7 protein-coding genes and 1 riboswitch are annotated in these 11,063 nt (G+C 70.4%); of the genes, 4 read left to right on the top strand and 3 right to left on the bottom strand.

The genetic code is table 11. From position 1 onward, the window contains the following. From Q0C81_RS00540 to Q0C81_RS00530, 3 genes are all read right to left on the bottom strand, one after another. The coding region (locus Q0C81_RS00540; protein ID WP_291832243.1) for a hypothetical protein at positions 1-213 on the bottom strand (213 nt) is incomplete at its 3' end. Then, positions 213-1,403, bottom strand: coding sequence for a cystathionine gamma-synthase (metB, locus tag Q0C81_RS00535; protein WP_291832242.1), 1,191 nt, complete (start codon positions 1,401-1,403; stop codon positions 213-215). The genes metB and Q0C81_RS00540, both read right to left, overlap by 1 nt. Then, positions 1,400-2,389, bottom strand: a complete 990-nt coding sequence (locus tag Q0C81_RS00530) for a homoserine O-succinyltransferase (protein ID WP_291832241.1) — start codon at positions 2,387-2,389, stop codon at positions 1,400-1,402. Before Q0C81_RS00530 ends, metB begins: the two co-directional genes overlap by 4 nt. Positions 2,390-2,488: 99 nt before the next feature. Next, positions 2,489-2,612, bottom strand: a riboswitch (SAM riboswitch). Between the two features lie 302 nt (positions 2,613-2,914). On the opposite strand from Q0C81_RS00530, the gene Q0C81_RS00525 reads away from it, so the two are divergent. From Q0C81_RS00525 to gltB, 4 genes are all read left to right on the top strand, one after another. Continuing rightward, positions 2,915-4,210: an ammonium transporter gene (locus Q0C81_RS00525; protein ID WP_291832246.1), complete on the top strand. Its 1,296-nt coding sequence runs from the start codon at positions 2,915-2,917 to the stop codon at positions 4,208-4,210. An 89-nt stretch (positions 4,211-4,299) separates the two neighbouring features. Continuing rightward, positions 4,300-4,980 carry a TorF family putative porin gene (locus tag Q0C81_RS00520; RefSeq protein WP_291832240.1) on the top strand — a complete coding sequence of 227 codons (681 nt, stop codon included), beginning with the start codon at positions 4,300-4,302 and terminating at the stop codon, positions 4,978-4,980. A gap of 179 nt (positions 4,981-5,159) precedes the next feature. Further along, complete coding sequence (locus tag Q0C81_RS00515; protein ID WP_291832239.1) at positions 5,160-6,584, top strand: NAD(P)-dependent oxidoreductase; 1,425 nt, start codon at positions 5,160-5,162, stop codon at positions 6,582-6,584. Beyond that, on the top strand, positions 6,581-11,062 hold the full coding sequence (gltB, locus tag Q0C81_RS00510) for a glutamate synthase large subunit (RefSeq protein ID WP_291832238.1): 4,482 nt from the start codon (positions 6,581-6,583) through the stop codon (positions 11,060-11,062). Before Q0C81_RS00515 ends, gltB begins: the two co-directional genes overlap by 4 nt. The last annotated feature ends 1 nt before the right edge of the window (position 11,063 follow it).

Raw genomic sequence — 11,063 nt, 5'->3', positions numbered from 1 at the left:
CAGGGCGGCGGCCAGGCGGGCGGCGGCGTCCGCGGCGCCCGAGGCGACGGCCACGACCCGGCGTCCACGCCGCACTTCGCGATAGACCGCGCTGGCGGCCTCGGCCGCGTCGGCGACGTCGAGCTGGAGCAGGGCGACGGGTTCCTCGGCGCCATGCGGGACGGCGTCCGCCCCGGCGGCGGGGCGGGGAAGCGGCAGGGAGGCGGCGGTCATCAGGCGGCCTCGGCTTCCAGCGGAGAGGCGACCAGGACGGCGTCCAGCGCGGCCGACAGGTCGGCCAGCAGGTCTTCCGGATGCTCCAGCCCGATCGACAGGCGCAGCAGGCCGTCGGTGATGCCCGCCGTCAGGCGCGCTTCCGGCGTCATGGCCGCGTGGGTCATCAGGGTCGGGTGGGCGATCAGGCTTTCGACCCCGCCCAGCGACTCCGCCAGGGTGAAGACCTCCAGCTGGTCGACGAAGGTCCGCACCGCGTCCAGGTCGGCCAGCTCGAAGCTCAGCATGGCGCCGAAGCCCTTCTGCTGGCGCGAGGCGATCTCATGGCCGGGATGGCTCTTCAGACCCGGATAGTTGACGGTCTTCACCGCCGGATGGGCTTCCAGCCATTCGGCGACGCGGCCCGCCGTGGCCTGCTGACGCTCGACCCGGGCGAACAGGGTGCGCACGCCGCGCAGGGTCAGATAGGCGTCGAAGGGCGAGCCGGTGACGCCCAGGCAGTTGGCCCACCAGGTCAGCTGCTCCAGGTCGGCCTGATCCTTGGCCACCACGCAGCCCCCGACCACGTCGGAGTGGCCGTTGATGTACTTGGTGGTCGAGTGGATCACCAGGTCGGCGCCCAGGGCGATGGGGTTCTGCAGGGCCGGCGACAGGAAGGTGTTGTCCACCGCCGCCTTGCAGCCGACGGCGTGGGCGCGGGCGCAGATGTCCGCCACGTCGACGACGCGCATCAGCGGGTTCGAGGGCGTCTCGATCAGGATCAGCTTGGGGTTCAGGGCGAAGGCGGCGTCCAGCGCCTCGCGGTCGTTCTGGTCGACGAACTGGACGTCGAAATGGTTGCGGCGCGCCCGGGCGCACAGCAGGCGGTGGGTGCCGCCGTAGAGGTCGTGCGGGGCCAGCAGCAGGTCGCCGGGCTCCAGCGAGAACAGGGCCAGGTCCACCGCGGCCATGCCCGTCGCGGTCACCACCGCGCCGACGCCGCCTTCCAGTTTCGCCAGGGTTTCGCCCAGCACGTCCCGGGTCGGATTGCCCGAGCGCGTGTAGTCGTACTTCCGTTTCCCATCGAGCCCGTCGAAGCTGTAGTTCGAGGACAGGTACAACGGCGGCATCACCGCCCCGTGCGCCGGATCGTTGTTCACGCCGTGCCGGGCGGCGGTCGTACAGGGGTGGGCTTCACTGGAACAGGTCATGCGGCGATCTCGCGGGGCTGGCGGGCGTACAGGGGAGAGAGGGCGTCGTGGAGCGTGCGGCCGACCAGCTCGCGCTCCTTCAGGAAGGCGTCGTGACCGAAGATGGAGCCGGCCTCGCCGAAGCGGCGCAGGGCGGGGGCGCGGCCGGCCAGGTCGCGCAGGTCCTCGATCGGCACCAGGCGGTCGCTGGTGAAGCCGAGCAGGGTCAGGGGGCAGGTCACCGCCTCGGGCGCGACCGCGTGGCGGTCCAGCGAGTCCGACAGCGAGATCCAGCGGTCGGCGCTGGTGGCCTCGGCGTAGTCGGCGCCGCGGGCGATCAGATAGTCGCAGACGGGGTAGGGGCCGCCGGCCTGCGCCGGGGCCGTTCCGGCGAAGCGCCAGTCGAACTCGTCGGCGGTGCGATAGGTGGTCATGGCCAGCTCGCGGGCCAGTGAAACGCCCTCCGCCTCGCGGCCGCAGTCGCGGGCGAAGGCCAGCACGCGGCGCTGCACTCCGCGCCAGGCGGTGGCGGCGGGATGGGCGCGGTGGGCGGCGGAGATGACCACCAGCTCGCCGATCCGCTCGGGGAAGTCCGCCGCGAAGGCCAGTCCGATGCAGCCGCCGTAAGAGGCGCCGACGAAGGCGTCGATGCGCGGCTCCTCCAGCGCGTCCAGCAGCAGGACCAGCAGGCGGGCCTGATCGGCGGTGGTGATGGTGACGCCCGGATCCGTCTTGCCGGGCAGCAGGTCGAAGGCCAGCACGCGGGCGCGGTCCAGGTCGATGGGGCCGCCGTGACGGACGGCCCACGACCACCAGTTGGCGGCGAAGCGGCCGCTGGAGATGCCGCCGGCGACCACCACCAGAGGACCCTCCGTGGGGCCGTGCAGGCGTCCCGTCAGGGTGTCCGCCGCCAGACGCTCGCCCGAGGCCAGCCGGAAGTCGGCCGGAATCACGGCCGTCACGTCACGGCCGGGAGCCTCGTCGATGATCCATTCGGTGGACGCCACTGTCCGCTCCGGTTCCGCTCAGCGAAACCGATGGGGCGAACCAACACCTGTGACGAAAGACCCGTGAAGTCCGTCGGACCCGCAAGGGTCCTGTCGCTTCACTCATCTCTCGCGGCTTCCGAAGAGGCCTCGCAGGAGTTGGCACCTTTCCAAGGATCGGGTGGATCCTGGGTAGGTTGCCCCGGCGTCAAAGGGCCTATCCCTCAGCCGGTCTTGATGAGTGTCCTTACGGTGACGAACGCGGCCGCTGTCGTCAATCCCCCAAAAATGCTGCGACTGCGAATTGTCAAGCGTGGCTGCAGAGTGAGTAATTTTGTCCCTTATCATCATCATTTAAGCACCAGTAATGCCGATGTCGGATTCAGGTGCGCTACGGGCGCAACAAATTTCCCTGAATCTTCCTCCGCCCACTTGCGTATCTCGCAAGTGCGGTAAACAGTTCGCAAATGCGTAACGGCGTCCTTTTGGGGGATTGAGATGACTCGACTTCGCAACGGCCTGGCTCTTGGGCTCGGCCTTTTGACCATGGTGATCGCGACGGGGGCCCAGGCGGCGCCCGCGCTTCTCGGGCACCAGGTTCCACTGGAACTGGACGGCGCCGGTACGGCCTGGCTGTCCACCTCGACGGCCCTCGTTCTGCTCATGACCCTGCCGGGTCTGGCGCTCTTCTACGGCGGCATGGTGCGCCGCAAGAACGTGATCGCGACCATCACCCAGTCCGTCGGCGTCTTCGCCGTGGCGACCCTGGTGTGGTTCATCGCCGGCTATTCCATCGCCTTCGGCAAGGCGGGCGGCCTGGGCGGCTATCCGGCCGACACCGTCAACCAGTTCGTCGGCGGCTTCGAGGCCGTCTTCCTGAACGGCGTGGGCATGGAGACGGCGCACAGCCTGCTGCCGGGCATTCCCGAGTTCGTCTTCCTGTCCTTCCAGCTGACCTTCGCCATCATCACCCCGGCCCTGGTCACCGGCGCCTTCGCCGAACGGCTGAAGTACACCGGTCTGCTGCTGTTCACGGCGCTCTGGTCGCTGTTGGTCTATGCGCCCATCGCCCACTGGGTGTGGGGCGGCGGCTTCCTCGGCTCGGCCGGGGTGCTGGACTTCGCCGGCGGCGCGGTGGTGCACGTCAACTCCGGCGTGGCCGGTCTGGTCTGCGCCCTCTTCCTCGGGGCCCGCAAGGGCTACGGCAAGGAGCCGATCGTGGCGCACAATCCGGTGCTGACCATGATCGGCGCCTCCCTGCTGCTGGTCGGCTGGATCGGCTTCAACGCCGGTTCGGCGGGCGGCGCCAACGCCCTGGCGGGCGTGGCCCTGATCAACACCATCCTGGCCGCCGCGGCCGCCTCCATCACCTGGAAGATCGTCGAGGTCATCGAGAAGAAGAAGGCGTCGCTGATCGGCGTGCTGTCCGGCATCGTCGCCGGCCTGGTCGCCATCACCCCGGCCGCCGGCTTCGTGGATCCCAAGGGCGCCGTCCTGATCGGCCTGATCGCCGGTCCGGTCTGCTACGCCTCCTCGGTCTGGATCAAGAAGCTGCTCCGCTACGACGACAGCCTGGACGCCTTCGGCATCCACGGCGCGGGCGGTCTGGCCGGGGCCCTGCTGACCGGCGTGTTCGCCTCCACCGCGATCAACAGCCTGTCGGACGGGGCCAATGTCATGACCCAGCTGATCGGCCTGGGCTGGACCATCGCCTACAGCGCGGTGGGCACCCTGGTCGTCCTGATCATCTGCAAGTTCACCACCGGCCTGCGCGTCAGCCCGGCGGCGGAAGAAGAAGGGCTGGACACCCACCTCCACGGCGAGGCGCTGGAGTCCGTCTGATCCCGTGTGCCCCGGCGCGGGCTCTCTCCCCGCGCCGGGCCGCCAGTAAGCGTTCGCGTGCCGACATCGAGAACATTGGGGATACGACTATGAAATTCGCCTTCGCTAGCGCGGCCGCCGCGGCCGCCCTGTTCGCTACCGCCGGCGCCGCCCAGGCCCAGACGCCCGAGGTGGCCTGGAACGTGGCGGTGACCTCCGACTATGTCTTCCGCGGCTTCAGCCAGTCCGACGAGCATCCGGCGCTGCAGGGCGGCGTCGACGTGACCTTCGCCTCCGGCTTCTACGCCGGGGCCTGGGCCTCCAACATCGACTTCGGCGACGACACTGACGCCGAGGTCGACGTCTACGCCGGCTATCGCACCGAGGCGGCCGGGTTCGCCGTCGACGTCGGAGTGATCGGCTATCTCTACGCCGGCGCCGGCCGCGACAACGCCTACGACTATCTGGAGGTCAAGGCCGCCGCCTCGCGGGCTGTCGGTCCGGTGACCCTGGGCGCCGCCGTCTACTTCTCGCCGGACTTCTTCGGCGCGGACGAGGAGGCCACCTATGTCGAGGCCAACGCCAGCTTCACCCCGGCGCCCAAATGGACCGTCAGCGGCGCGGTCGGCTACCAGGCGCTGGACGTGAGCGACGACTACACGACGTGGAACGCCGGGGTGGCCTACGCCATCACGGACAAGATCATCCTCGACGGCCGCTACCACGGCGCGGACGTCGACACGCCGCTGGCGGACGATCGCGCCGTCGCGACGATCAAATTCCTCTTCTAGACCTCCGGACGCCCCTCCCGTCCGACCGCGACCGGCAAGGTCTTGCCTTCTTGGCAGGACTTGCCGGTTTGTCTTTTCCTGAAGCTCATCCTTTCGCGCACAATCCGGATGGAAATTGCGCGCCCTTTCCAAAGACCCTACAACTTGTGCAGTTGCGAAGAGGGCTTGCCTTGGCGTCCGTGAACCAGACTTTCGTTGTCGTCCCCAGGACAGGACCGGCCAAGACGCCGGCCGCTGACCGCGTGCAGGATCACGCCGAGATCTACGCCAATTTCGCCCCCGAGGCCGGCAAGGGCCAGGCCGGCCGTTGCGCCCAGTGCGGCGTGCCCTTCTGCCAGTCCGGCTGTCCGCTGCAGAACAACATTCCCGACTGGCTGAGGCTGGCCGCCGAGGGCCGCGCGGAGGAAGCCTGGCGTCTGTCCGAGGCCACCTCGACCCTGCCCGAGATCTGCGGCCGCATCTGTCCGCAGGACCGGCTGTGCGAAGGCTCCTGCACGCTGGAACAGTCGGGCTGGGAGACGGTCACCATCGGCTCGGTCGAGCGTTGGCTGGGCGACATGGCGTTCGAGAACGGCTGGGTCGATCCGATCCGCCCGCGCGCCGAGAAGGGCCAGTCGGTCGGCATCGTCGGCGCGGGCCCCGCGGGCATGGCGGCGGCGGACCGGCTGCGCTCGGCGGGCTATACGGTCACCGTCTATGACCGGCACGACCGCGCGGGCGGCCTGCTGACCTACGGCATCCCCGGTTTCAAGCTGGAGAAGCATGTCGTCGGGCGTCGGGTGGACCGCCTGATCGACGGCGGCGTCGAGTTCCGGCTGGGTGTCGATGTCGGCGGGACCCTACCCTTCGCCGAGGTGCGCGCGGCCCATGACGCGGTGCTGGTCGCGACCGGCGTCTATCAGGCGCGCCGCCTGACCGCCCCGGGCTGCGGCTCCGACGGCGTGGTGGCGGCGCTCGACTATCTGATCGCCTCGAACCGCAAAGGCTTCGGCGACGCCGTGCCCGCCTTCGATGACGGCCTGCTGAACGCGGCGGGCAAGAAGGTGGTCGTCATCGGCGGCGGCGACACCGCCATGGACTGCGTCCGCACCGCCGTCCGTCAGGGCGCGACCTCGGTCACCTGCCTGTACCGCCGCGACCGCGAGAACATGCCGGGCAGCGCGCGCGAGACCCAGAACGCCGAGGAGGAGGGTGTGGTCTTCGAATGGTTGGCCGCCCCCCGCGCCGTGCTGGGCGGCGCCTCGGGCGTCACCGGCGTGCGCGCCCAGCGCATGGCGCTGGCGGCCCAGTCCGCCGACGGCCGCTGGTCGGTCGAGCCGGTCCCGGGCGGAGAGTTCGACCTGCCCGCCGACCTGGTGATCGAGGCGCTGGGCTTCGAGCCCGAGGACATGCCGGCCCTGTTCCAGGAACCCGATCTGGCCCTGACGGACTGGCGCACCATCCGCACGGCGGGCCACACCAAGGCGACGACGCTGGAGGGGGTGTTCGCCGCTGGCGACATCGTGCGCGGCGCCTCGCTGGTCGTCTGGGCCGTCCGCGACGGTCAGGATGCGGCCGCTGAAATCGATACCTGGCTGTCCTCGCGCCGGAGGGCTGCTGCGTGACCTTTGATCCCGTTCAATATGAAGCCGATCGGCAAAAGCTGGTCGATGCCCACGCCTACGATCCCGCGTCCGAGCGCGACGCCTGCGGCGTCGGCCTGGTCGCCGCCATCGACGGCCAGCCGCGCCGCGAGGTCGTCGATCTGGCGCTGAAGGCCCTGTCGGCCATCTGGCACCGGGGCGCCGTGGACGCCGACGGCAAGTCCGGCGACGGCGCGGGCATCCTGATCGGCCTGCCGCGCGCCTTCTTCGAGGCCCAGGTGCGCGACGCCGGCCATGAGCCGCGTCCCGGCCCCATCGCCGTCGGCATGGTCTTCCTGCCGCGCGTCGATCTGGGCGCGCAGGAGCAGGCCCGCACCATCGTCGAGCGCGAGGTCATGGCCGCCGGCTTCTGGCTGTACGGCTGGCGTCAGGTGCCGCACCGCGCCGAAGTGCTGGGCCAGCGCGCCGCCGCCACCCGGCCCGAGATCGAACAGATCATGCTCAGCGCCCCCGACGGGCTGGAGGGCGAGGATCTGGAACGCGCCCTTTACCTGCTGCGCCGCCGCATCGAGGCGCGCGCCACGGCGGCGGGGCTGCAGCATTTCTACGTCTGCTCCCTGTCGGCGCGGTCGGTGATCTACAAGGGGATGATGCTGGCCGAGGCGTTGGGGGACTTCTACCCCGACCTGACCGATCCCCGGGTCGAGGCCAACGTCGCCCTGTTCCACCAGCGCTATTCGACCAACACCTTCCCCGAATGGCGGCTGGCCCAGCCGTTCCGGATGCTGGCCCACAACGGCGAGATCAACACCCTGCGCGGCAACGCCAACTGGATGCGCAGCCACGAGATCCGCATGACCGCCGAGGCCTTCGGGGCCGACGACGCGACTGTGAAGCCCGTCATCCAGGCCGGCGGCTCCGACTCCGCCGCGCTCGATAATGTCTTCGAGGTGCTGGTCCGCGCCGGCCGTCCCGCGCCCATGGTCAAGGCCCTGCTGATCCCCGAGGCGCCGATCGAGGGCGTGATCTCGGACGATCACCGCGCCCTCTACGCCTACTGCAACTCGGTCATGGAGCCGTGGGACGGCCCGGCGGCGATCTGCGCCACCGACGGCCGCTGGGTGGTGGCGGGCAAGGACCGCAACGGCCTGCGTCCCCTGCGCGTCGCCGAGACCGTGGACGGCCTGCTGATCTGCGGCTCCGAGGCGGGCATGACCGGCGTGCCGGACGAGCGGATCGCGCGCCGCCTGCACATCGGCGGCGGCCGCATGATCGCCGTCGATCTGGAAGCGGGCGAACTCTACGACGAGACCCAGACCATCGACCGCTTGGCAGCCCAGCATCCCTATCGCGAATGGCTGGCCAATATGGTCGAGCTGGAGCCCGAGGTCGGCCCCGGCCCGGAGCCGCGCAAGCTGTCGGGCGAGGCGCTGACCCGCTTCCAGGCCGCCGTCGGCTGGACCCAGGAAGACATCGAATCCCTGCTCGACCCCATGGCGGGCGAGGGCAAGGAGGCGGTCGGCTCCATGGGCGACGACGCCCCGCCGGCGGTGCTGTCGGAACAGTCGCGGCCCTTCGCCCACTACTTCCGCCAGGCCTTCGCCCAGGTCACCAACCCGCCCATCGATTCCCTGCGCGAGGCGGGCGCGATGAGCCTGCGGACCCGGTTCAAGAACCTGGGCAACATCCTCGCCCAGGACGAGACCCAGACGAAGGTCTTCGTGCTGGACAGCCCGGTGCTGACCAACGGCATGTACGAGCGGATGCTCGATGTCGTCGGCGCCGGCGCGACCACGGTGATCGACTGCACCTTCGCCGCGCCGCCCGAGGACGACCGCGCGGGCCTGGCCCTGCAGGGCGCGCTGGACCGCATCCGCGACGAGGCGGTGGCGGCGGCCCGGGGCGGCGCGGGTCTGATCGTCCTGACCGACGAGCGGGCGGGCGAGGACCGGCCGCTCATCCCGATGATCCTGGCCACGGCGGCGGTGCATGGCCGTCTGGTCGACGAGGGGCTGCGCACCTTCTGCTCGCTGGTCGTGCGCTCGGCCGAGGCCATCGACGCCCACGCCTTCGCCGTCCTGGTCGGCTGCGGCGCCACGGCGGTCAACGCCTGGCTGGCGCAGGAGACCTTCCTGGAGCGGCTGGAAGGCGGGCGCTATCCCGGCCTGACGCTGCGCGACGCCTGCCTGAACCACAAGGCCGCCGTCGAGGCGGGCCTGATGAAGATCCTGGCCAAGAAGGGCATCTCGGTCATTTCGGCCTATCGCGGCGCCTGCGAGTTCGAGGCCCTGGGCTTGTCGCGCGCCCTGGTGGCCGAATTCTTCCCCGGCATGACCTCGCGCATCTCGGGCGTGGGTCTGGCGGGTATCGAGCAGTCGTCGGTGGCCAAGGCGCAGCGCGGCTTCTCCGCTGATAAGGCCCGCCTGCGCATCGGCGGCGCCCACCGTATTCGGGCAGGGGAGGAGACCCACGCCTGGGACGCGGAGATGATCCACCGCCTGCAGGACGCCACCACGCGCGGCGACTACAAGCGCTTCAAGGCCTACAGCCGCCGGGCCCGCGACCTGCCCGCCACGGCCCTGCGCGACCTGCTGGACTTCCGCGAGGCCCTGCCGATCCCGGTCGAGGAGGTCGAGAGCGTCAACGAGATCCGCAAGCGCTTCGTCACTCCCGGCATGTCCCTGGGCGCCCTGTCGCCCGAGGCGCACGAGACGCTGAACATCGCCATGAACCGCATCGGCGCGCGCTCGGTCTCGGGCGAGGGCGGCGAGGACCCGGAGCGCTACCGCCCCCGCCCGAACGGCGATAATCCGAACTCGGCGGTCAAGCAGATCGCCTCGGGCCGCTTCGGCGTCACCGCCGAATATCTGAACCAGTGCCGCGAGATCGAGATCAAGGTGGCCCAGGGCGCCAAGCCCGGCGAGGGCGGCCAGCTGCCCGGCTTCAAGGTCACCGAATTCATCGCCCGCATGCGCCATTCGACGCCGGGCGTGGGTCTGATCTCGCCGCCCCCACACCACGACATCTATTCGATCGAGGACCTGGCCCAGCTCATCTACGACCTGAAGCAGATCAATCCGGTCGCCCGGGTGACGGTCAAGCTGGTGGCCTCGTCGGGCATCGGCGCGGTGGCCGCGGGCGTGGCCAAGGCCAAGGCCGACATCATCCTGGTCGCCGGCCACAACGGCGGCACCGGCGCGTCGGCCATGGGCTCGATCAAGCACGCGGGCATGCCGTGGGAACTGGGCCTGTCCGAGGCGCATCAGGTGCTCAGCCTGAACGGCCTGCGCGGTCACGTCCGCCTGCGCACCGACGGCGGCATCAAGACCGGACGCGACGTCGTCGTCGCCGCCATGCTGGGCGCCGAGGAGTTCGGCATCGGCACCGCGTCGCTGATCGCGGTCGGCTGCCTGATGGTGCGCCAGTGCCATTCCAACACCTGCCCGGTCGGGGTCTGCGTCCAGGACGAACGGCTGCGCGCCATGTTCACCGGCACGGCGGACAAGGTCGTGAACCTGTTCAGCTTCATCGCCGAGGAGACGCGCGAGATCCTGGCCTCGCTGGGCCTGCGCTCGCTGGACGAGGCGGTGGGCCGTACCGACCTGCTGCGTCAGGTGTCGCGTGGCGGAGCCCAGCTGGACGACCTGGACCTCAACCCCCTGTTGGTGCGGGTGGGCGAGGGCGATCAGCGCATGCCCGCCGACGCCCCGCGCAACCCGGTGCCGGACGCGCTGGACGCCCGCATCGTGCTGGACGCCGAGCCCTTCCTGGCGCGGCGCGAGAAGATGCAGCTGACCTATTCGGTGGCCAACACCCAGCGCACCATCGGCGCCCGTATCTCATCCCACATCGTGCGGACGTACGGCTCCGACCTGCCCGACGGCCACCTGACCCTCAACCTGCGCGGCGCGGCCGGGCAATCGTTGGCGGCCTGGGGCATGAAGGGACTTCGCATTATCCTGGACGGCGAAGCCAACGACTATGTCGGCAAGGGCCTGTCGGGCGCCGAGATCATCGTCCGGCCCCCGTCATGGGCGGCGGGGGCGGCGGTCATCGGCAACACCTGCCTGTACGGCGCCACCTCGGGCAAGCTGTTCGCGGCGGGCGCGGCGGGCGAGCGGTTCGCCGTCCGCAACTCGGGCGCCACGGCGGTGGTCGAGGGCGTCGGCGCCCACGGCTGCGAATACATGACCGGCGGCGCCGTCGTGGTGCTGGGCTCGACCGGCTGGAATTTCGGCGCGGGCATGAGCGGCGGCGAGGCCTTCATCCATGATCCCGAAGGCACGGCCCACCAGCGCCTCAGCGGCGCCTCGGTTGTCACCGGCGTGGTCATGGGCGAGGCGGGGCAACGCCTGCATGAGTTGGTGACCCGCCACGCGGTCGAGACCGGCTCCCCGCTGGCCCGCCGCCTGCTGGAGACCTGGCCGGTCGCGGTCACCCACTTCCGCCACGTGCTGCCGCGCGAAGAGGCGTCGGCGGTGAAGGCGAAGCGGGCCTAAC

The sequence above is a fragment of the Brevundimonas sp. genome, assembly GCF_023259385.1.
In the GTDB taxonomy this organism is placed as follows: domain Bacteria; phylum Pseudomonadota; class Alphaproteobacteria; order Caulobacterales; family Caulobacteraceae; genus Brevundimonas.
Note: the sequence above shows the minus strand (reverse complement) of the source record. Positions and strands in the feature narration are given on the sequence as shown.

Bases quoted from the DNA above. Each gene is read 5' to 3' on its own strand.
- metB (WP_291832242.1), bottom strand. From the start codon at position 1,403: ATGACCTGTTCCAGTGAAGCCCACCCCTGTACGACCGCCGCCCGGCAC.
- Q0C81_RS00525 (WP_291832246.1), top strand. From the start codon at position 2,915: ATGGTGATCGCGACGGGGGCCCAGGCGGCGCCCGCGCTTCTCGGGCAC.
- Q0C81_RS00520 (WP_291832240.1), top strand. From the start codon at position 4,300: ATGAAATTCGCCTTCGCTAGCGCGGCCGCCGCGGCCGCCCTGTTCGCT.